Raw genomic sequence first — 20,342 nt, forward strand, 5'->3', positions numbered from 1 at the left:
CGACTCGTTGGAACCGCCCGGGACGGTCTGGGTGTCGCTTCGGTGGCACTCGAAGCGGATGTGCAACGAGGAGTACAGCGGTGGCGCAAGGCACTGTGAAGTGGTTCAACGCGGAGAAGGGCTTCGGCTTCATCGCGCAGGATGGCGGCGAGGGCGACGTCTTCGTTCACTACTCGGAGATCGAGGGCCGCGGTTTCCGCACTCTCGAGGAGAATCAGCGAGTGGAGTTCGAGGTCGGTCAGGGCCAGAAGGGCCCGCAGGCCCAGAAGGTCCGCGCGATCTGAGTCCGCCCTTCGGCGTTGCTCAGACTGATCAAAAAGCCCCCGGCGTTCTCGCCGGGGGCTTTTTCTGTGCGGTGAAAGCTTCTTCGTTCGTGCTGTTCCGTTCCGGGTGCCGCGTCAGCGGGCGACGGGCTGATCGAACGCGTTGGCGTCGAAGTGGAATTCGTCGGTGTGGGCTTCCTCGTGGCGGCGCTGCTGGGCCGAGTTGGCCTGTGATTCCCACGAGAGACGCTCGAGGATCCATTCCTGTGCCAGCGCCTGCGGCGACAGGTTGCGTTCGGTGGCGGCGTCCTTGAGCTGCTCCATGGCGATGAGGTTCATCCGCAGCTGGAACACCTGCGCTTCACCGAAGCGCTTGCCGGTGCCGGTGCTCTCCGGGTCGTTGTCGGGGGCGAGGGCACGAAGGTAGCTGGTGAGCTCCGTGTCTTCGACGACCGCTTCGGCCTCCTTGGAGGCGGAGTTGCGGTGACGACCGGGGTTGACCGGCTTCAGGTTCGTGCGGCTGCCGTTACGACGGCTCAGGGAAGGAAGGGGCACCGGGCCACGATAACGGTTCGGTCTCGGCAAACCAACCACAGTGAGCCACGACACACCCCTTTTATTTCCCCAATCGGCCCAACTTCCCTAAGAAACCGATTTCCTGTGATCACTAAACGCAACCGGAGCACTCTCAGAAACCTTTTCGCGCCAGCGAAGCTTGGGCACTCGGCTGCCACCGGTGCGGGGCTGCCACCCGCCACCGAACGGCCCCTGGGGGTCTGGGGGGTGGCCCCCCAGAACACGGAGCGACCCCCGCGCCAGGGGGAGGAACGCGGGGGTCGGAGGGGATCTCCACAGGCGCTGACCGGGGGTGTGTCAGCAAATCGATTGTTGCACGGTTTGCTGAGAAGGGCGAGTGGGCGCGGGCAGAATTCCGGTCGGCGCGTCACCTGTGGTTCGCCTGTGATTCATGTGGCGCCGGTGTGCGCGTGATTGCGCTGCGTTGTGCGGAGCGTGGCGACAGGTTCACTCTCCGGGGGGCTGTGTGTCGCGGCCGGCTGTGGCTAGCCTCGCGGCCAAGCTGTTCGTTGGCCGTTTGGAGGAACCATGGGTGGGTCTGTGGAAGTTCGACAGTTCCTCCTTCGGTACGAAGGTGCCGATGGGGGTAGTTCGACGTTGGCGGGTGGTCTGCCGGCGCAACGCACGGGTCAGGGGGATGCCCAGCGGGTGTCCGACGACCAGGTGCGGCGTGCCCGGCTGGCGGTGGCCAACGGGGCGCTGGGTGTCGATGACTGTGTCCAGTTGCTGGACATGCTGGGGTTGACGCTGGATGAGGACGGGCAGGCGCCCGTTCAGCGCTGAGTTTCGTCCGAAGCCCGGTCGTGCGGTGTGTGCACCGCGCGGCCGGGCTTTCGTTTGCGCTTGACGAGCCGCCCCCCAGTTGTGTAACACTGTTATTATTCAACTGGCGGGAAGGTGGCCGACGTGGCGACGATCGAGACGGCGCGGGAAATCCGGGGCGCGGTACAGGTGCTGGGCGGGAGGTTCATGACCTCTCCGGAGCTCGCCGAAGTCGAGGCGGAAGTAGGTCTGCCGCCGCGAACGCTGTATCTGCGAGGACGTTCGGCGGTGCTCGGCGACCCGCCGCCGAAGGTCGTCGCGGAGCTGTTCGGGATCTTCCCGCACTGGCTCTTCGAGTTCGCCCTGCCGCCCGCGATGGCGGCCCTCGACGCGGCCTCCGCGGTCCGCGCCTACTCGCGGTCATCGGCGAAGTGGGCGCGGGTCAGCCTTTCGGACGCCGACGACCCCGGACGTCTCGCCGATCTGCTGTTCCGTCTCGTGGACGCCGCGGACGCCAGTGGTCTCGCGTTGTTCGCCGGATGGCAACTCGCCGAACGCCCGGAAGACGACGTCGAACGGCTGGCGTTCGCGCTCATGGTCTTCCGCGAGTTCCGGGGCGGTGTCCACTTCGCCGCCCTTCGCGCGGTGGGTCTGACCGTGCCCGAGGCCGTCGTCGCGGACCCGGAGGGCGGGCGTGGGCGGCTCCTGCGTACCGCGTGGTCCGAGGAGGCCGCCGACGAACTGATCGCCGCGGCGGAGGCCAAGGGTGATCTGCGGCAGCGCTGGCGGGACGCCGAGCACCTGACCGATCAGCGCGTGGCCGAACTCCTCGCCGTCACTCTCACGGGCGACGAGCAAGACGAGCTTCGAAGGCGGCTGAGCGCCCTGCGGGACGCCTCGGTCCTGATATCCTGAAGTCACCGCGTTCTCGCAGGTCCCAGCCCTGTGAACAACTAGAGGACCCCCTGTGCGGAAGCCAAAACGGGGGTGTCCTATAGTTATGTTCGCTCCCGGGGACACCGGAGAGCGCGGGTCGGTCGGTTCGCCGAAACCGAACCGGGCTCCCATCGTCCAGCGGCCTAGGACTCCGCCCTTTCAAGGCGGCAACGCGGGTTCGAATCCCGTTGGGAGTACGCAGTACAGTTACAAAGCAGTATGCAAGGCCCTGTGGCGCAGTTGGTTAGCGCGTCGCCCTGTCACGGCGAAGGTCGCGGGTTCGAGTCCCGTCAGGGTCGCAAGATCGTTCGGCTCCTTGCCGGCGTTCCCGGCCAGGTAGCTCAGTTGGTACGAGCGTCCGCCTGAAAAGCGGAAGGTCGCCGGTTCGACCCCGGCCCTGGCCACCGCTCGCAGAACCGCCCCGACTCAGGTCAGGGCGGTTTTTTCATGCCTGGGGCCGGTCTTGGGCCCGTCCACACCGAACAGTGCGCGATGGCGCCCGATGTCGCAGGAGCATCGGACGCCACCGCGCACCGCGGCGTCAGGACCTGGCGTCCTGTCCGCCGGTCTGCTGCTTGACCCAGTCGGCGAACGCGGTCACGTCGGTGTAGATACCCGGCATCTCCGGGCAGCTGGCGGTCTGGCCGCGGCTGGTCGCGCCGACCAGCGTCCACTTGCCGTCGGCCTTCACCACGGCAGGGCCGCCCGAGTCGCCGTAGCAGGCGCTCGCGTTGCCGCCCTGGTTGTCCATGCAGAGCTCGGTCTGCGCGTCGTAGGCTCCGGAGCCGGAGCATCCGGAGTCTTCGGCGATCTTGGTGTCGAGCTGCTGGAGCGTCTCCGGGGCGGCGCCGCAGCCGCGCGTGGGACAGGTCAGCCCCCAGCCGATCTCCCGCACGTCGGTGCCCGGCTCCGGCGACTGGCCGATCTCGATCGGCGTCGCCTCCGCCGGCTTGGTCAGGTGCACGACGGCGATGTCGTACGGGCCGGAGCCGTCGTACTTCTCGTGGACCACGAACTTGTCGACCTCGGCGATCTCGCCGCCCTTGGTGTGGTCGGTGGTGTTGATGCGGTACTGCCAGTCGGCGGGCTGCTCACCTTCGACGCAATGCGCGGCGGTCACCAGCCACTGCGGGGCGATCAGTGATGCGCCGCAGTTGTGGTCGCCGCTCTTGGTCTGCATGGACGCCATGAAGCTGTAGGTTTCGGTCGCGTCCACGCCACCCACGATCAACGGCTGTACGCCCGAGGGCGGTTGGGCGGCGGAGGCCGGCATCGCCGACCCGAGCACCACGGCGGCTCCGGCCAGCAGACCAACGACGAGGGAACGAGTCCTCACTGTTTTCTCCTTCCACACCGGCGTTTGTCACCGGCTACTCGGGAAGGGTGGCCAATCGGCACTCGTTCGTGGAACTGACGAAAGTCGGTGGCCGTTGCCAGTTACCAGTTGGGGCAATGGTTTCCGACGCCCGCGATCGGGACCGCTCCGATCTTGACCTCCAGCAAGGTGGAGGTGTCAGGATCAGGGCATGACACTCGCACCTGAGCAGGTCGACGAATGGACTGTCGACACCCTCGACCTCGACGCGTACCTCGGCCGGATCGGCCAGGGCCGTGAGAAGCCTTCCGCCGCCGCGTTGCGTGAGCTGGCGAAGGCGCACGTGTTGGCTGTTCCGTTCGAGAACGTCGACGTCGTTTTGGGGCAGCACAAGGGAATCGCGCTCGAAGACGTGATCGGCAAACTCGTCCGTCGTCAGCGCGGCGGCTACTGCTACGAGCACGGCAGCCTGTTCGCCGCGGCCGCCGAACAACTCGGCTACCCCGTGCGCCGCCTGGTCGCGCGGGTCCAGCCGCAGAAGAACGGGCCGTACACGCATATGACGCTCGTGGTCGAGGCGGACGGCGTCGGACACCTGGTCGACGTCGGTTTCGGCGCCGGGATGCTGGTGCCGATGCCGCTGGTCGACGGCGCCGTGGTAAATCAGGCGGGCTGGCCGCACCGGCTCGTCGCCGACGGCGACTGGTGGCGCCTGCAGAAACTGGAGGGCGACGACTGGACCGACCTGCACGCCTTCACGCTCACGCCGATGCACCGGATCGACTACGAGGTCTACCACCACTACACCTCGACGCATCCGCGTTCGCCGTTCACCGGGCAGCTGGTGGTCATGCGCCTGGAGGAAGGGCTCAGCCGCAAGCTGGTCGGCGAAGAGTTCGTCGTCGAACGCCCGGACGGGACCAAGGAGACCACCAAGATCCCGGCCGGGCGGCTCGACGAGACTTTGCGCGAACTGGATGTCGTGCTGACCGACGACGAACTCGCGAAGCTGCTGAAGATCTATCCGGGCTGAAAGCTCAGAGTTCGAATTCCGCGCGCTTGTCCTCGGGCACGAGGTCTTCGTACTCGCGGTGCTTCGCGATGTACGAGCGCACGTACGGGCAGTAGGGCAGGACCGACCTGCCCTGCGCCCGGACGTCGTCGAGGGCGGCGGACACGAGTTTGCCCGCCAGGCCCTTGCCCGCGAAGTCGTCCGAGATTTCGGTGTGCAAGAACAGGATCGCGTCCGGCCGGGTGCGGGTTTCCAGGAATCCGGCGGGTTTGCCGTCCACGACGATGTCGTAGCGGTCTTCCCCGGATTTGATCTCGACACTCATTCAGCCGCTCCGAAAAGTTCGTCCGGTGGCACGGGCCTGCCGAGGTGGAAGCCCTGTGCCTGGTCACAACGCAGTTCCCGCAACACGGCGAGCTGCTCTTCGTCTTCGACACCTTCGGCGACGACGATCAGGTCGACGGCGTGCGCCATCGCGATGATGCTCTTGACGATCGCGGCCGCGTCACGTGATTCCGCGATGCCGGTGACGAAGGTGCGGTCGATCTTGAGCGTGTCCAGTGGCAGCCGTTGCAACTGCGCGAGCGACGAATAGCCGGTGCCGAAGTCGTCGATCGCCAGTGAGACACCGAGATCGCGCAACGACATCAGGACTTCGGCCGCCGCGGCCTGATCCCGCATCAGCGCGCTCTCGGTGACCTCCAGGGTCAGCGCGTGCGGCGGCAGACCGGTGGTCTTCAGCGCGTCCTGCACCCCTGCCACCAGATGCGGGTCGTCCAGCTGTCTCGCCGAAAGATTGACCTTGAGGTTCAGGTCTACGTCGAGCCGTTCGCGCCGTTTGGCGATCTCGCGGGTGGTCGTGCGCAGGACGTGTTTGCCGATCAGGTTGATCAGGTCGCTTTCCTCGGCCAGCGGGATGAACTCGGCGGGCGAGATCGTGCCGTGCGTCGGATGTTTCCAACGCAGCAAGGCTTCCACGGCGACCATTTGGCCGGATTCGATGTCGACGACGGGCTGATACGCGGTCCAGAGTTCGCCGTTCTGCAGTGCGTCGCGCAGGTCCTGCTCCATGCGGAGCCGCCTTTGCATCCGCTCCCGCAGTTCGACGTCGAAGAACTCGTAGCGCGCTCGGCCGAGCGTTTTCGCTTGGTACATCGCGACATCCGCGTCCCGAAGCAGATCTTCGGCGGTCCGGGTGTCGTCGTTGGCCGCGGTGACGATGCCGATGCTGGCGTCGATGTGCAGCTGCCTGCCGTTCACCGTGATCGGTTCGGTCAGCGCTTCGCGGAGATGTTCGGCCAGCGCCTTGATCTCACCGGGCTCGGTGATCTCGGCGGTGACGACGACGAATTCGTCGCCGCCGAGCCTGCCGACGAGGTCGTTCTCGCCGATTCCCCGCCGCAATCGTTCAGCGGCGATGCGGAGCACTTTGTCGCCGACTGAATGACCGAGGGAATCGTTGATCACCTTGAACTTGTCGAGATCGATGAACAGCACCGTGGTCAGCTCGGCGCGGCCCGCGCCGGACAGCGCCTCGGCGAGACTGTCCAGCACCAGCGTCCGGTTCGCGAGTTCGGTGAGCGGGTCGTGCGTCGCCTCGTGGGCGAGCCGCTCACCGATCGCGCGGCGTTCGGTGATGTCGGTGAACGACGTGACCACCGACTCGGCCGACGGGTCTTCCGGGGTCAGCAGCCTCGCGGTGAGCGAGATCCAGACGTCGCCGCCGTCGTGCCTGCGCAGCCGCAGCACCAGGCCGTTCTGTGCGACCCGGGTGCGCCGGGCCAGCACCGACGGCATCCTGGCCGGCGGAATGCGCCCTTGTTCGTCGTACAGTTCCAGTGTCACGCACGGGACGCCGATGAGGTCGTCGTGGCCGACACCGATGATCCGGCAAGCAGCGGGGTTGGCCGATTCGATGAGCCCACCGGGGCCGATCACGACCACACCTTCGTCGAGTGAGGCGACCACCGTGCTGTAGTGCTGCTCGGCGCGCCGCCGGGCCGTTTCGTCCGCGCAGACCAGTACGAAGCCGTCGTTCATCTCCGCGGCGGAGATGCGGATGGCCAGGGTCGAGCCGTTGCGGTGCCGATGGGTCGTCTGCATGACGCCGCCCTTGCGCAGCACCGCTTCCGGGTCGAGCGCGGCGCCGACGAGGTCACTCACCGTGCCGCCGATCGCCTCGTCCGCCGTCCAGCCGTACACGTTCTCCGCGGCCGGGTTCCAGCTGGTCACCACGCCGTTCCCGCTGGTCGCGATGATCGCGTCACTGACGTGGCTGATCAGCGCGGCCTGGTAGCGCAGCGTCGCTTCGGCGGCCTTCTGCGCGCTGATGTCGCGCATGATGACCTGGAAAGCGGGCCTGCCTTCCCAGGTCGTCCGCACCGAAATGCTCTGGACCAGGTATTTCGTGCCGTCGAGGCGGAGCATGACGGCGTCGGCCGGCTCGGTGGACGCGCCTTGCCGGTGGAGCGACGCGATCCTGTCGAGCAGGGCCGGGAGCGATTCGTCGGCGACGAGGTCCATGATCGGCCGCCCGATCAGTTCCGCCGTCGAGGACGCTCCGAGCGCGGTGACGGCTGCTCTGTTGACGTACGTGACAACGCCGGCTTCGTGGACACAAACCGCGTCGGGGCTGAGTTCCACCAAAAGCCGGTAACGATCAGTGAGATCTTCGAGGGCTTGCCGGTTTTCGCGGACGTCGGTCACGTCGGTGGCGATCCCGAGCAGGCCCGACGAACCGTTCTCGTCGCCGATGGTGCGGGCGCGCAGGCGGACCCAGCGGAGCTCGTCCGCCGGGTTCCGGAACGACTGCTCGAGTTCGAACTCCCGCCACGGCGGGGAAGTGCGGGTGCCGGCGGTCAGCGGGGCCACCAGATCGGCGAGCCGTGCCTCGATCTCGGCTTCGGTGAGCCCGGCTCCACCGAGGAGGTTCTCCAGGCCGGGCAGCCAGGACAGGGTCTCGCTGTCGAAGTCGTACGACCAGATCGCGGCGTGGTCGCCCGCGAGGCCGAGGTCGCCGACCGGCTCGTTCCCGAGCGGCGCGCCTGCCGGTGTGCCGGAATTTCCGGCTCCGGGCACGGCGAGGGCGTCAGCCTCCATGATCCGTCCGAACCCCCTCTTCCGGTGCTGGCACCGTCGATTACACCACCCGCGAGAGGCGCTGTATACGCGAACCGAAGGGCGACCACCGGTGATATGCGCGAAAGCACACGGATACACGCTGTGTGACTGGTATCCGCCACCCTTCCCCATCGGGTGAATAATTTTTGGTTAAGCTCACCCATTCGGCGGTCAGCTCCGGTAAAACTACTGCTGGCCGTTCCCCGGTGCGAAAGGTTCAGCTGGTGGATGACGACGACGTTTCGGTCGCCGACCTGCTCATTCGCGAGGGCTGGGATGACCACGAGGAGTCACGGGCAAAGTCACGCTGGAGAGTTATCGCGGTGGTGATCGCCGTGGTCGTCGCCTGTGGCGCGGCCGGTGTTCTCGTGGGTTTCGATTCGGAACCCGAGCAGAACGCGCAGCCGAACCAGATCAGCGTCATCGAGATGCCGAAGCGGCCTTCGGAGAACAGGGGAGCCGACGCGACGTCCGCCGTCCCGGCCACCGAAGCGGGTGGAACCGGCGAGCGCACCGACGGCGAGCCCTCGACGCGGCCCAGCAAGACGACGTCCAGCCGTCGCACGTCGAGTTCGGCCGCGTCGACGTCCGGCTCCCCGGACCCCACGCCGACCCCCACCTCGTCGAACGGGCCTGCCGAGCCGCCGAGGACGACCGGATCCACGGTCGCGCCGCAGCCGCCCAACCCGACCCCGCCGCCGCCGAGTACGACGCCGACCGAAGAGTGCCATCTGTGGCCGAAGTGGCTCTGGTGCTAGCTCTCGGCTGATCAGGGTGCCTTCAGCAGATCCGGTTCCCGGCGCCTGCCGAGGTGGTTGAACAGCAGGTTGAGGGTGAAGGCGACGATCGCGGCGACCGTGATCGGGCTGCCGCAGATGGTCTGCAGCCACGACGGGAAGTGCTGGAAGAAGATCGAGTTCCCGAACCGGTCGGTCGAAAACGCGGGCAGCAGACCGACGCCGAACGACACCGCGACGATGAAGGTGTTGTGGTTGCCGGAGAACTCCACCTTCTTCAGGTTCTGCACGCCGACGACGGCGACCATCGCGAACATGACCACCGCGACCGCGCCGACCACCGGTTCCGGCACGGCCGCGACGAACGCGCCGACCTTCGGCACCAGCCCCATCAGCACGAGCAGGCCGCCCGCCATCGCGACCACCCAGCGGCTGCGGACCCCGGTCATCTGCACCAGACCCACGTTCTGCGCGAAGGCCGTGTCCGGGAACGAGTTCATCGCGCCGCCGAGGATGGCCGAGAGACCGTCGGTGGCGAGACCGCGCGCGAGGTCGGAATCGGTCGGCGGCCGTCCGGTGATCTCACCGACCGCGACCAGATCGGCGGTGGATTCGGTGTAGGTCACCAGCATCACGACGCACATCGAGAGCACCGCCGCGATCGGGAAGGTCGGCGGGCCGAAGTGGAACGGCGACGCGAGGCCGAACCAGTCGGCGTCGGCGATGCCCTTGAAGCTCACCAGGCCCATCGGGATCGCCGCGACCAGGCCGATCACCAGCGCCAGCAGCGGGCCGATCTGGTTGGCGAACCCGCGCAGGACCCTGGTGAACAGGATGATCACCGCGATCACGCCGAACGCGAGCGCGATGTCGGCCGGTTTCGCGTAGTCCGGTGCTTCGGTGTCGTGACCGGCGATCAATCCGACACCGGGGCCGAGGAGCGAAATGCCGATGACGACGAGCAGCGTGCCCGACACCAGCGGCGGGAAGAACCGGATCATCTTGGCGAACGGTTTCGCGATGAGCAGGCCGAACACGCCCGACGCGAGCATCGCGCCGTACACGGCCTGCATGCCGTACTGGGACGCGATCATGATCATCGGGTTGACCACGGTGAACGTCGCGCCCGCCACGACGGGCAGCCGGATGCCGAAGAGCCTGCCGATCCCGATCGCCTGAATCAGCGTCGCGATGCCCGCGACCAGCAGATCCGCGTTGACCAGCAACGCGATCGTCGCCGCGTCCAGTTTCAGCGCGCTGCCCACGACGAGCGGGACGGCCACCGAACCCGCGTACATGATCGACATGTGCTGCAGGCCGAGCAAAGTCAGCTTCGGCAGCGGCGGACGCTGGTCGACCGGGTGGACTTCGGCTGGGCTGGAGCTCATGTAACCCCCTGTGACATGCGGGAACCTCGGCGATCAAGCTAAGTCGCCCGGCATGACCGTAGCGCGTCCACGGCATGAGGATCACGTTTCGAAGGGGCGGTCGAACGGGCCGGACCTGTGTTGAATGGACACCGGGCACAACGGAAGGAGCGCCGATGGAGACCGTCCTTGTCGTAGGGACCGGGCAGAGCGGGTTCGGAGTGGCGACCTCGCTGCGGGACAAGGGGTTCGACGGGCGGGTGGTCCTGATCGGCGACGAGCCGGGATTGCCGTATCAGCGGCCACCGCTGTCGAAGGGCTACCTCGCCGGGACGGCGGGGGACGCCCAGTTGCGCCTCCGGGCCGAGGACTTCTTCGCGGAGAAGGACATCGAGCTGATCGCCGGCCGCGTCACGTCGGTGGATCGCGACGGCGCGAAGGTGGTGCTGGAGGACGGGACCGCACACCAGTACGACCATCTCGTACTGGCGACGGGCGCGGGCAACCGGACGCTTCCGGTGCCGGGATCCACTTTGGACGGTGTGTTCACCTTGCGTACCAAGGATGACGCCGATGTCCTGCGTGCGGCCTTGGAAAGCGCGGAGAACGTCGTCGTGGTCGGGGGCGGCTTCATCGGCCTGGAGTTCGCCGCGCACGCCGGGCGGCCCGTGACGATCGTGGAGGCGCAGGACAGGCTGATGGCCCGCGTCGCGACTCCGGAGGTTTCGGCGTACTTCGCGGCGCTACACGAGGGAGCCGGGCACTCCGTGCTGCTCGGCCAAGGCGTCGCCGCGCTGCATGGCGACGGCCGGGTGGCCGAGGTGGAGCTGAGCGACGGCAGGCGGCTGCCCGCCGATCTGGTACTGGTCGGGGTCGGGGTGGAGCCGCGGACCCGGCTCGCCGAAGAGGCCGGACTCGCCGTGGCGAACGGCGTCGTCGTCGACGAACATCTGCGCACGAGCGACCCGAAGATCTCGGCGGTCGGGGACTGCGCGAACTTCCCGTGCGTCCAGGCCGGGACCGCGACGCGGCTGGAATCGGTGCAGAACGCCGTCGACCAGGCGCGGGCGGCGGCCGCGGCCATCGCCGGTGAACCCGCGCCGTACGACAGCCTGCCGTGGTTCTGGACCGACCAGCTCGGCGCGAAACTGCAGATCGCCGGGATCCTGACCGGGGCGGAGAAGACCGTGGTGACCGGCGACCGGGAGGGAGGGAAGTTCTCGGTGCTGTCCTTCCGGGACGGCGTGCTCGCCGGGGTCGAGTCGGTGAACCGGCCGCCGGACCACATCGCCGCGCGCCGTTTGTTCGCCGCGGATCCGGCGCCGCGGTTCGAGGCGCTGGAGGCCAACGGCTTCGATCTCAAGGCGACCTTCGCGTCAACTCGCGGTTGACGATTGGCTGGCGTCAACCTAGAGTTGACGGCATGACCACTCCAGTCCGGCTCGACGACCTCATCTCCCACATCAAGCAGCAGCATCCCGATGGCGACGTGCTCGGCCAGCTGTCCGACGCGGTCTTCCTCGGCGAACACCTCGGCGAAGTGGCCGACCATCTGATCGGCCACTTCGTCGACCAGGCGCGGCGCTCCGGCGCGTCCTGGACCGAAATCGGCAAGAACATGGGGGTGTCCAAACAGGCCGCCCAGAAACGCTTCGTTCCCAAGGAATCCGGCGAAGGCGCCTCACTCGAAGACCTGGTGAAGGTGTTCGGCCGCTACACCGATCGCGCCCGGCACGTCGTCGTCGCGGCGAGGGACGAGGCCGTCGCCGCGAAAAGTCCGCAGATCGAGCCCGTCCACCTGATCCTCGGTCTGCTGGCCGAACCCGCGGCGCTCGCCGCCGGTGCGATCGTGGCCCAGAACGTGACCCTCGAAGCCGTCCGCGAGGCCGCGGTGGCGCGGCTGCCGGAACCCGCCGACGAACCGGCGGAGGCGGCGAAGATGGTGTTCGGCGCGCAGAGCAAGAAGGCGCTGGAGCTGACCATGCGGGAGGCGCTGCGGCTCGGGCACAACTACATCGGGACCGAGCACATCCTGCTGGCGCTGTTCGAGCTCGGCGACGACCTGCTGGGCGAGCTCGGGCTCACGAAGGAGAAGAGCGAGGCGGTGATCCTGCGGGCACTGGCGGAGATCGTCGCGGTCAAAGAGGGCTGAAGGGGACTTTCCCCGCATGGGATGCGGTGAAGGACGCTTTCGTCTCATGAGATGCGGCGAAAGTCCCCTTCAGCTCTTATCCACAACACCCCAGTTGTCCACAGGGGCGGCGACCGGGTCTGGGCAGGCGCTGTGGCCGGCCCCACGATCGAAGAATGAAAAAAGGATCATGGGGCGATGACCCCGACCTCCTGATGGAGCACAGCGACCACGGCGTCATCCGCGCGATGCGCCTTCAAGAAATGGGGGTTTCTTCAACCACGACATATCGAAGATGCGGACCCGGCGGCCCGTGGACGAGACTCCTGCCGGGCATCGTCCTCCTCTTCAACGCACCACCCACTCGCGAACAGCAGCTCGCCGCGGCGATGCTCTACGGCGGCGAGACCGCGCTGATCACCGGCGGTGAAGCATGCCGAGCCTATGGTCTGCGCAACGTGCCCGACACCGGCGAAGAGGTCCATCTCCTGGTACCGCACGAACGGAAGCTCCACAATTACGATTTCGTGGTCGTCGAGCGGACACAACGGATGCCTCGGGCAGTGACTCGAGGTGGGCGTCCGCTGGCGGAGGTCACTCGCGCGACTCTCGACGTTTGCCGCAGACAGACGGAGATCAGACCTGTCCGTGCGCTGATGAGCGAAGTGGTCCAGCGCAGATACAGCTCTTTCGAGCGTTTGTCCCGAGAATTGTCCGCCGGTAGCCAGCGTGGCAGCGCGGTGCCCAGGCATGTGCTCGCGGAGTTGGCTTCCGGGCAGGAGTCGATCGCCGAGATCGATGCCCAGCAGGTCTGGGCACGATCTGGTCTTCCGGAACCGCTGTGGAACAAGAAGCTGTACAACGCGGCAGGCGAGTACATCGCCAAACCGGACGGCTGGTTCGACGATGTCGGGCTGGCTTGGGAAGTCGACTCGTTGTCGTTCCATCTCGCGGTCGTGGACGGCTTCGACCGGACATTGCTGAGGAACGGGCGGTACGCGGCGGCTGGTGTTCTCGTTCTCCAGACCTTGCCGTCGCGCCTGCGGACCGAGCCGGACAAAGTGGTCGCCGAGTTGCGGGCCGCACATGCCGCGGCTGCGGCGAGGACGCGGCCGGAGGTCCGGATCGCCGGCTAGCGAAGGGGCCCTTCACCGCATGCCATGCGGTGAAGGGCCCCTTCGTGGCTTCTTATGCGGGGAAAGTCCCCTTCAGCTCCCGTCAGGCGGAGGACTCGGGGCGACCGTCGGCCGCCCAAGCGGTGTGGAACGACCCCTCGCGGTCGACACGGCGGTACGTGTGGGCACCGAAGTAGTCCCGCTGCCCCTGCACCAGCGCGGCGGGGAGCCGCTCGGCGCGTAGACCGTCGTAGTAGGCCAGTGCTGTCGAGAAGCCCGGTGTCGGGATACCGAGCCGCACCGCCGTGGAGATCACCGAACGCCAGGAGTCTTGGGCGTCCTCGACGGCCTTCCGGAAGCCTCCGGACGTCAAGAGCGTCGGCAGCGCGGGCTCCTCGGCGTACGCGGCGGTGATGTCGTTCAGGAACTTCGCGCGGATGATGCAGCCGCCGCGCCAGATGGACGCGACCTTGCCGAGGTCGATGTCCCACCCGTACTCGGCGCCGCCCGCCTGGATCTGGTTGAAGCCCTGGGCGTACGCCACCACCTTCGACGCGTACAGCGCCTGCTCGACGTCATCCGCGAAGGTGTCCAAAGCAGACCCCGTCAGCGGAGTACGCGAAGGACCACCGAGACCACGGGAAGCCTCACGCAGGTTCGACGAACCCGACAGCGACCGCGCGAAGACGGCCTCGGCGATCCCGCTGATCGGAACGCCCAGGTCCAGTCCGATTTGGACGGTCCAGCGACCGGTGCCCTTCTGCTCCGCCTGGTCCGCGACGATGTCGACGAACGGCTTGCCGGACGCGGCGTCGGTATGCGCCAGCACCTGCGAGGTGATTTCGATCAGGTACGAGTCCAGCCGTCCGGAGTTCCAGGTCCGGAAGACCTCGGCGATCTCGGCGGGGGAGTAGCCGCCCGCGCCGCGCAGCAGGTCGAACGACTCGGCGATCAGCTGCATGTCGGCGTACTCGATGCCGTTGTGCACCATCTTCACGAAGTGCCCGGCGCCGTCCGCGCCGACATGCGTGCAGCACGGCTCGCCGTCGACCTTCGCCGAGATGTCCTCGAACAGCGGCCCGAGCGACTGGTACGACTCTTTCGACCCGCCCGGCATGATGCTCGGCCCGTGCAGCGCGCCCTCCTCGCCACCGGACACACCGGTGCCGACGAAGTGGATGCCCTTTTCGCGCAACGCGGCCTCGCGACGGCGGGTGTCCGCGAAATGCGCGTTGCCCGCGTCGACGATCACATCGCCCTTCTCGAGGAGCGGGACGAATTCGTCGATCACGGCGTCCGTCGGCGCACCGGCCTTGACCATGATCACGACCTGGCGCGGCCGCTCCAGCGCGTCGACGAACTCCTGCGCCGAATACGCCGGGATGAAGTCGCCTTCGTCACCGAACTGCTCGACCAGTTCCTTGGTCCGCTTCTCGGAGCGGTTGTGCAGGGCCACCGTGTGCCCGTGCCTCGCCAGGTTCCTGGCCAGGTTGCGGCCCATGACCGCCAGGCCGGTGACCCCGATGCTCGCCTTCTTGCTCATCCGCACCCTTCCGCTTCGATTCCCGTGCCGAGCCTATCCCCGTTGAGGGATACGGCGCCGGGGCGAGAAGGGATCAACCGGGAGTTGTCCACAACCGGCCCGGCCTGTGGACAACTCGGCTCGACCACCCCGGACCGAGGTACCTACGCGTGGCCTGCGGCCCGGCTCTTGGCGAAGTGCATGAAGGAGTCCTTCACGGCACTCGGGAAAGTGTGAAGGTCGAGTTTCCTCGGCTGAGCCGAGGGAAGGGGGCCTTCACGCGCAGCCGATGTGACTGGTGGTGCTGTTGAGACTCGTGATGGCCTTCCGGGGTGGGTGAGGGGAACTTTGAGGGACTCTGAGTCCCTCAAGGAGTCCTTCACGGCCCGGCCGCCACCGGACCCACCCACCGCAGGTACCTAAAACACCCTTGGTCAGAAGCAACCCAAATCACTCACGATCCCTCGCAAGTCACCCAAATCGGGCGCGTCTGCTCGAAAGCGGCTCAAGAGCCAGGTGAGGCCCCTTCGCGAGGCATGAGGGGTCAGGAGAAGCAGCGGATCGGGGCACCGTTGTAGGTGACCATGTCCGTCAGCGCCGCCCCCAGATCGATCGGCGCACCCCAGTCGAGGCCGTCGAGTTCGGCGTAGGCGCGGTGCAGGTTCGCGGGCAGTCGTTCCTGCTCGGACAGAGCGTCGTAAGGGCCGAGATCGGCTTCGCGGGCGGCCTGGAGGGGGGTCAGCCCGGCGGCCTTCCCGTATGCGGCGAGCTTCTGCAGGAAGGCGAGATACCCGTCGACGACGTCGATCGCCTCCGGCCCGCACACCGGGCCGTGCCCCGGCACGATCGTCTCCGGCTCCAGCTCACGGACCACATCCAGTGCCTTCCGCCAGCCGGCGGGCGAGCCCATCAGCGCGAACGGGCTGCCGCCGTTGAAGATCAGGTCGCCGACGAACAACACCCGCCGCTCCGGCAGCCAGACCAGCACGTCGTTGGTGGTGTGCGCGGCGTACCCGGGATGGATCAGCTCCAGGCGGACGTCGCCGGCGTGCACGGTCAGCCGGTCGTCGAACAGCACCTCCGGCGGCCTCAGCTCCAGATGACCCCAGTCGTTCCCGGTGAACGACTCCCCGTAGGTGTTGATCCCGGTGGCGACCATCACCTCGCGGGTCTTCCGGTGCCCGACGATCGTCGCGCCGGTCGCCAGGTAGTTGCCGTTCGTGTGGTCGCCGTGGTGATGCGTGTTGATCACGGTCGTCACCGGGGCCCCGCCGCTCGACGCCGCCGTCTCCAGCAGCGCGCGCGTCCGCCGTTCGGTCGCGCACGTGTCGATCACCACGGTGTGGTCGGCGGCCGCGACGAAGCCGCAGTTGTTGATCCACCACGAACCATCGGGCTGGACGTACCCGAAGACACCGTCGGTGAGCTGCTGAACTGAAGGGGATTGGGCCACCTGGTCACTATGTCGCATCGAGGTGTCCGAAATGTGACGAGATCGCTCCGCCACCAGAGTGACGCACCAGGTGACTGGTGTTTTCAGCCGTTTCCTGGAACGCTGCGCAATGTCATCATCGAACCCCGCAAGGTGGTCTACCCTGGGTGGGTTCGAATGTTCGCGCGCAGGACGGCGGGAAACCGCGGTCCTGGCTATGTGGTCCGGGAGAGCAAGGCTGATGGCCAGCACCGTCACCTCGCGCCGGAAGCAGCTCGGAAACGAGCTCCGGCATGCCCGCAACGCCGCGCGGATGACGCAGCAGCAGGTCGCCGAGGTTCTCGGCTGCACCCAGGGCAAGGTCAACAAGATCGAGTCCGGTGCCGTCGGGGTCAAGCTCGGGGATGTGCGATCCATGCTGAACGCGTTCGGGATCAACGGCGACGAGGCCGACACGCTGATGAACCTGGCCCGCGCCGCGGCCGGGCAGCGCGGCCACTGGTCCGGTTATCGATCCGTGGTCCCGCACTGGTTCCGCACCTTCACCGACCTCGAACCCGCGGCCGCGGAGATCCTCACCTGGCACGGCGAGCGCATCCCCGGTCCGCTGCAGTCCGAGCACTACATGCTCAAGCAGTTCACCGAAGCGGGCGCCACCGACGTCACCTCACTGGTGCGCAACCGGCTGGACCGCAAGGCCGTCTTCGAACAACAGCAGCCGCCCTACTACCGGTTCATCATCAGCGAAGGCGCCCTGCGCCGCGCTCCCGGCGGCTCCGCCCCCGCGGTGATGCTGGACCAGGTCGAGCATCTGCTGGCACTGGAGAAACATCCACGCGTGTATGTGCACGTGCTGCCGTTCGGCGCGCGGCTCGCCGCCGTGCCCAACGATTTCACCATCATGCGTTTTCCGGACCGCACCAGGGATTTCGTCTACATCGAGCATTCCGCCGGCGGGTTGTACCTCGACGACGTCAAGGACTTCAACATTTTCGTCGATTCCTGGGACCGTCTGCGCGGCGCCGCGCTGGAACGCCAGGAGACCCGCCAGTTCCTCAAGGAACTCGCCGAGCTGTACCGCAATCAGATGCAATCCTGAGTACGCCGGTGTCCCTTCGGTAGGGTTGCGGACATCACCGCGGTCGAGTGGACAGGGGCTGGACGTGGACCCGGAGTTCCTACCCGAGGGCGTCGACCTCGAGCGGCCCAACGCCGCCCGGATCTACGACTGGGCCCTCGGCGGGAACGCGAACTGGGCGGTGGACCGGGAATTCGGCGAGCAGATGGTCAAGGCCTTCCCGCTCATCCGCACCGGCGCCAGGGCGAACAGGGCCTTCCTCGGCCGCGCGGTGCGCTACTGCGTCGAAAACGGCGTGACCCAGTTCCTCGACCTCGGTTCCGGCGTGCCGACGGTCGGCAACGTCCATGAAATCGCCGACGACGTCGCCCCCGAAAGCCGATGCGTCTACGTCGACAACGAACCGGTCGCCGTCGCCCATGCCAAGATCCTGCTGGAGAAGGACGGCGACCCCCGTCGGCACGCGGTGATCGCCGGCGACCTGCGCGACGCGGACGACATCTGGGAACGCGCCTTCGACACCGGCGTCCTCGACCCCGCGAAACCGGTGGCGCTGCTCACCGTCGCGGTCCTGCATTTCGTGCCGGGCCCCGAACTCGCCGGAACCATCGCGCGCTACCGCAGGCTGCTGCCTCCCGGTTCCTTCTTCGTTCTTTCCCACGTCACGATGTCCGGGGTGGAAGGCGACGAACTCGAACAGATCCAGCGCGTCGTCAAGCAGTACGAACAGTCGAGCACGCCCGCCACCTTCCGTGACCGGGAGGAGCTCCTGGGCTTCTTCGGGGATTTCGAGCTCGTGGAGCCCGGTCTGGTCCCGGTCGGCGCATGGCGGCTGGACGACCCCCGCTCTCCTACGCTTAACTGCGGCATCGGCGGGGTCGCCCGCAAACCCGCTCTCTGACGAGGTGTGAAGGCATGACCACGCAGCAGGATCCCGTAGCCCCCGAAGGTGTCGATCTCGAACGCCCGAACGTGGCCAGGGTGTACGACTGGTTCCTCGGCGGCTCGGCGAACTGGGCCATCGACCGCGAGTTCGGCGCGCAGGTGCTCAAACAGTTCCCGGAGGTCAAGACGTTCGCCCGCGTCGGGCGCGACTTCCTCGGCCGCGGCGTGGGATACCTGGCGCGCCAAGGGATCACGCAGTTCCTCGACATCGGTTCCGGCGTGCCCACCGTCGGGAACGTCCACCAGATCGCCAGCGCGATCAACCCGGACTCCCGTGTCGTCTACGTCGACATCGAGCCGGTCGCCGTCGCGCATTCCCAGCTGCTGCTGGAACGCGAGGGACTGCTCGGGCGGCACGCGGTCCTGCAGGGCGACGTCCGGGACCCCGCCGACATCTGGAAACAGGCCCTCGAAACCGGAGTGCTCGACCCGCGGCAGCCGATCGGGCTGGTCATGGTCGGCCTGCTGTACTTCCTCGGCCCGGACGAACCGGTGCACGAGATGGTCAAGCACTACCTCGACCTGTTGCCGTCGGGTTCGTATTTCCTGTCCTCGCATCTGACCGAAGACGGCGTCACCCGGAAGGCCGGTGACAACCGCGAGAACGTCCAGGAGCTGTACAAGAAGACGAGCGCGCCGTTCCACCTGCGCTCCCGCGCGGAATTCGCCGCGTTCTTCGACGGCCTGGAGATGGTGGAACCGGGAATCGACTGGATGGCCGCTTGGCATCTGGACGAGGCGGCTTCCCGGGCGAGCGCCAGGTTCGCCGACGACCCGACCTTCACCGGTGGGCTCGGCGGGCTCGGCCGCAAGCCCTGAGGCCACGAGCCGTGGTGATCAGACCCGGCCGGCCAGATGCCCGATCAAGGGCGACAGCTCGAACCGACCTTCGAGCGGCCTGCCGGTTCTGATCGGATCCCGATGCCCTCGCCTGCCGGGGAAGTCGACTTCGGAGTTCCACGGCGGCTGCTTGCGCAGCGGGGCCTGGATGAGGCTGAACCCGAAACGGTGACGCAGTTCGAGACCGATGTTGCGGTGCTTCCCCGACGCCAGGCGTTCGTCCTCACGGCGGAACAACAGCGTGGTGAGGCGGACGGCCATTACGGTCACACCCCCCGGCCAGGACGCGGCAGCCGCGTCTGGTCGGCCGAACCGGCGAGGCCGAGACAACGTTCACACGGCATCCCCGAACCGACAGGGATCCATTCCAAGTGGTCGTAGGGCATCGCCGCGCCACAGCGGGCGTGCAGGAATTCGGGGTAGGAGCCCCCGGAGTGCACGTCGAACAGATGCGCGGAGCGGCGGCTCTCGCCCGCCGTTCCGGCCATGAGCCTGCCGACGGCCAGTACCGTCGACGGCATGGTGTCCTGAATGATCACGCTGATCCTCCCCCACGAGGTCGGCGATGGGTGGTCATGCGCCGCGGGGTGATGCTTCCCGGCCGGTCACCTGCCGTTGGTGCCCTGCTGGAACGACGAAAACCCCGCTGAACGCCACCCGGTGACACGTGTCGCCAAGCTCTTCGCATACTGCGAGCGATTCACCAACAACCGAGCCCCGGCCGCTGCGATTAATCCTACTCCTGGAATAATCTTCATGTCGAGGGTGGGCAGAGTTGATCACCCACTTGGCGGTGCGGGATAGTCCCGTTGAGGCAGGAGAAGCTGGGGACGTGACGGTTCGCGCAGGTGGCGATCGCACCCCCGACAGACGTTCGGAGGTACGACCAATGGCCGATTATCCATCGGCGCCGGATTACGATCCGACCACGGCCGTGTCGCTGTTCGACGACGCCGCCTGGGAGAAGTCCTTCGCGAGCGAGCCCAACGGGGGGAACTGTGTCGAGGTCAACCTGGGCAGGGAGGGCCTGGTCGGGGTCCGTGACACCAAACTGGCCGAGAGTCCTGTCTTCGTCTTCGATTCCGGTGAGTGGAACGCCTTCCTGAAGGCGGTCAAGGCCGGACAGTTCGATTTGAGCCCATGATGAACGGCTCGCGTGCCCGTCAGGACACGCGAGCCATCCGATCTTCG

At 67.1% G+C, this 20,342-nt stretch carries 21 protein-coding genes and 3 tRNA genes; 15 read left to right on the plus strand and 9 right to left on the minus strand.

Features of this window, described 5'->3' with window-relative positions:
- Window positions 1-80 precede the first annotated feature (80 nt).
- Window positions 81-284, plus strand: a complete 204-nt coding sequence (locus ACZ5ZX_RS04280; protein WP_003097368.1) for a cold-shock protein — start codon at window positions 81-83, stop codon at window positions 282-284.
- Window positions 285-398: 114 nt separating this feature from the next.
- Here ACZ5ZX_RS04280 and ACZ5ZX_RS04285 read toward each other — a convergent pair whose 3' ends face one another.
- Window positions 399-818 (minus strand): hypothetical protein, encoded by a 420-nt coding sequence (locus tag ACZ5ZX_RS04285; protein ID WP_465500591.1) that lies wholly within the window; start codon window positions 816-818, stop codon window positions 399-401.
- A 549-nt stretch (window positions 819-1,367) separates the two neighbouring features.
- On the opposite strand from ACZ5ZX_RS04285, the gene ACZ5ZX_RS04290 reads away from it, so the two are divergent.
- The 5 genes from ACZ5ZX_RS04290 to ACZ5ZX_RS04310 all read left to right on the plus strand — a co-directional run bounded on the left by ACZ5ZX_RS04290 (window position 1,368) and on the right by ACZ5ZX_RS04310 (window position 2,941).
- Window positions 1,368-1,622 carry a hypothetical protein gene (locus ACZ5ZX_RS04290; RefSeq protein WP_465500592.1) on the plus strand — a complete coding sequence of 85 codons (255 nt, stop codon included), beginning with the start codon at window positions 1,368-1,370 and terminating at the stop codon, window positions 1,620-1,622.
- A 114-nt stretch (window positions 1,623-1,736) separates the two neighbouring features.
- Window positions 1,737-2,516: an SCO6745 family protein gene (locus ACZ5ZX_RS04295; RefSeq protein WP_465500593.1), complete on the plus strand. Its 780-nt coding sequence runs from the start codon at window positions 1,737-1,739 to the stop codon at window positions 2,514-2,516.
- A gap of 145 nt (window positions 2,517-2,661) precedes the next feature.
- Window positions 2,662-2,734: transfer RNA gene (locus ACZ5ZX_RS04300), tRNA-Glu, on the plus strand.
- A 28-nt stretch (window positions 2,735-2,762) separates the two neighbouring features.
- Window positions 2,763-2,836: transfer RNA gene (locus ACZ5ZX_RS04305), tRNA-Asp, on the plus strand.
- Between the two features lie 31 nt (window positions 2,837-2,867).
- Window positions 2,868-2,941, plus strand: a tRNA-Phe gene (locus ACZ5ZX_RS04310).
- Window positions 2,942-3,078: 137 nt separating this feature from the next.
- On the opposite strand, the gene ACZ5ZX_RS04315 is transcribed toward ACZ5ZX_RS04310, so the two are convergent.
- The gene (locus tag ACZ5ZX_RS04315; RefSeq protein WP_465500594.1) at window positions 3,079-3,873 is read right to left on the minus strand and encodes a S1 family peptidase; all 795 of its coding nucleotides are present in this window, start codon (window positions 3,871-3,873) and stop codon (window positions 3,079-3,081) included.
- A gap of 190 nt (window positions 3,874-4,063) precedes the next feature.
- On the opposite strand from ACZ5ZX_RS04315, the gene ACZ5ZX_RS04320 reads away from it, so the two are divergent.
- Window positions 4,064-4,885, plus strand: coding sequence for an arylamine N-acetyltransferase family protein (locus ACZ5ZX_RS04320; RefSeq protein ID WP_465500595.1), 822 nt, complete (start codon window positions 4,064-4,066; stop codon window positions 4,883-4,885).
- Between the two features lie 4 nt (window positions 4,886-4,889).
- On the opposite strand, the gene ACZ5ZX_RS04325 is transcribed toward ACZ5ZX_RS04320, so the two are convergent.
- Both ACZ5ZX_RS04325 and ACZ5ZX_RS04330 read right to left on the minus strand, forming a co-directional pair.
- Entirely contained in the window at window positions 4,890-5,189 is a 300-nt protein-coding gene (locus tag ACZ5ZX_RS04325; RefSeq protein ID WP_465500596.1) for a GNAT family N-acetyltransferase, read from the minus strand.
- Window positions 5,186-7,963, minus strand: coding sequence for a sensor domain-containing protein (locus tag ACZ5ZX_RS04330; protein ID WP_465500597.1), 2,778 nt, complete (start codon window positions 7,961-7,963; stop codon window positions 5,186-5,188). Before ACZ5ZX_RS04330 ends, ACZ5ZX_RS04325 begins: the two co-directional genes overlap by 4 nt.
- A 245-nt stretch (window positions 7,964-8,208) precedes the next feature.
- Between ACZ5ZX_RS04330 and ACZ5ZX_RS04335 the strand changes: the two genes are divergently transcribed.
- Window positions 8,209-8,742: a serine/threonine protein kinase gene (locus ACZ5ZX_RS04335; protein WP_465500598.1), complete on the plus strand. Its 534-nt coding sequence runs from the start codon at window positions 8,209-8,211 to the stop codon at window positions 8,740-8,742.
- A gap of 11 nt (window positions 8,743-8,753) precedes the next feature.
- Here the strand turns inward: ACZ5ZX_RS04335 and ACZ5ZX_RS04340 are convergent, their stop codons facing one another.
- Window positions 8,754-10,109 (minus strand): nucleobase:cation symporter-2 family protein, encoded by a 1,356-nt coding sequence (locus ACZ5ZX_RS04340; RefSeq protein WP_465500599.1) that lies wholly within the window; start codon window positions 10,107-10,109, stop codon window positions 8,754-8,756.
- A 155-nt stretch (window positions 10,110-10,264) separates the two neighbouring features.
- Between ACZ5ZX_RS04340 and ACZ5ZX_RS04345 the strand changes: the two genes are divergently transcribed.
- From ACZ5ZX_RS04345 to ACZ5ZX_RS04355, 3 genes are all read left to right on the plus strand, one after another.
- Complete coding sequence (locus ACZ5ZX_RS04345; RefSeq protein ID WP_465500600.1) at window positions 10,265-11,479, plus strand: NAD(P)/FAD-dependent oxidoreductase; 1,215 nt, start codon at window positions 10,265-10,267, stop codon at window positions 11,477-11,479.
- A gap of 32 nt (window positions 11,480-11,511) precedes the next feature.
- Window positions 11,512-12,240 carry a Clp protease N-terminal domain-containing protein gene (locus ACZ5ZX_RS04350; protein ID WP_465500601.1) on the plus strand — a complete coding sequence of 243 codons (729 nt, stop codon included), beginning with the start codon at window positions 11,512-11,514 and terminating at the stop codon, window positions 12,238-12,240.
- Between the two features lie 155 nt (window positions 12,241-12,395).
- The gene (locus ACZ5ZX_RS04355) at window positions 12,396-13,355 is read left to right on the plus strand and encodes a hypothetical protein (RefSeq protein WP_465500602.1); all 960 of its coding nucleotides are present in this window, start codon (window positions 12,396-12,398) and stop codon (window positions 13,353-13,355) included.
- An 82-nt stretch (window positions 13,356-13,437) separates the two neighbouring features.
- On the opposite strand, the gene gndA is transcribed toward ACZ5ZX_RS04355, so the two are convergent.
- The gene (gene gndA / locus ACZ5ZX_RS04360; protein WP_465500603.1) at window positions 13,438-14,877 is read right to left on the minus strand and encodes an NADP-dependent phosphogluconate dehydrogenase; all 1,440 of its coding nucleotides are present in this window, start codon (window positions 14,875-14,877) and stop codon (window positions 13,438-13,440) included.
- A gap of 523 nt (window positions 14,878-15,400) precedes the next feature.
- Window positions 15,401-16,309: an MBL fold metallo-hydrolase gene (locus ACZ5ZX_RS04365; protein WP_465500604.1), complete on the minus strand. Its 909-nt coding sequence runs from the start codon at window positions 16,307-16,309 to the stop codon at window positions 15,401-15,403.
- 220 nt (window positions 16,310-16,529) lie between these two features.
- Here ACZ5ZX_RS04365 and ACZ5ZX_RS04370 point away from each other — a divergent pair, with 220 nt between their 5' ends.
- The 3 genes from ACZ5ZX_RS04370 (at window position 16,530) to ACZ5ZX_RS04380 (ending at window position 19,130) form a co-directional block, all read left to right on the plus strand.
- Window positions 16,530-17,387 (plus strand): helix-turn-helix domain-containing protein, encoded by an 858-nt coding sequence (locus tag ACZ5ZX_RS04370; protein ID WP_044855139.1) that lies wholly within the window; start codon window positions 16,530-16,532, stop codon window positions 17,385-17,387.
- 64 nt (window positions 17,388-17,451) lie between these two features.
- Window positions 17,452-18,267: an SAM-dependent methyltransferase gene (locus ACZ5ZX_RS04375; protein WP_465500605.1), complete on the plus strand. Its 816-nt coding sequence runs from the start codon at window positions 17,452-17,454 to the stop codon at window positions 18,265-18,267.
- A gap of 14 nt (window positions 18,268-18,281) precedes the next feature.
- Window positions 18,282-19,130 (plus strand): SAM-dependent methyltransferase, encoded by an 849-nt coding sequence (locus ACZ5ZX_RS04380; protein WP_465500606.1) that lies wholly within the window; start codon window positions 18,282-18,284, stop codon window positions 19,128-19,130.
- A gap of 18 nt (window positions 19,131-19,148) precedes the next feature.
- Here ACZ5ZX_RS04380 and ACZ5ZX_RS04385 read toward each other — a convergent pair whose 3' ends face one another.
- The gene (locus ACZ5ZX_RS04385; protein WP_465500607.1) at window positions 19,149-19,412 is read right to left on the minus strand and encodes a hypothetical protein; all 264 of its coding nucleotides are present in this window, start codon (window positions 19,410-19,412) and stop codon (window positions 19,149-19,151) included.
- A gap of 5 nt (window positions 19,413-19,417) precedes the next feature.
- A complete protein-coding gene (locus ACZ5ZX_RS04390; protein ID WP_465500608.1) occupies window positions 19,418-19,690 on the minus strand; it encodes a hypothetical protein in 273 nt (90 codons plus the stop codon).
- Between the two features lie 350 nt (window positions 19,691-20,040).
- On the opposite strand from ACZ5ZX_RS04390, the gene ACZ5ZX_RS04395 reads away from it, so the two are divergent.
- On the plus strand, window positions 20,041-20,295 hold the full coding sequence (locus ACZ5ZX_RS04395; RefSeq protein WP_061980178.1) for a DUF397 domain-containing protein: 255 nt from the start codon (window positions 20,041-20,043) through the stop codon (window positions 20,293-20,295).
- Window positions 20,296-20,342 lie beyond the last annotated feature (47 nt).

The organism is Amycolatopsis sp. NPDC033938, from assembly GCF_055575975.1.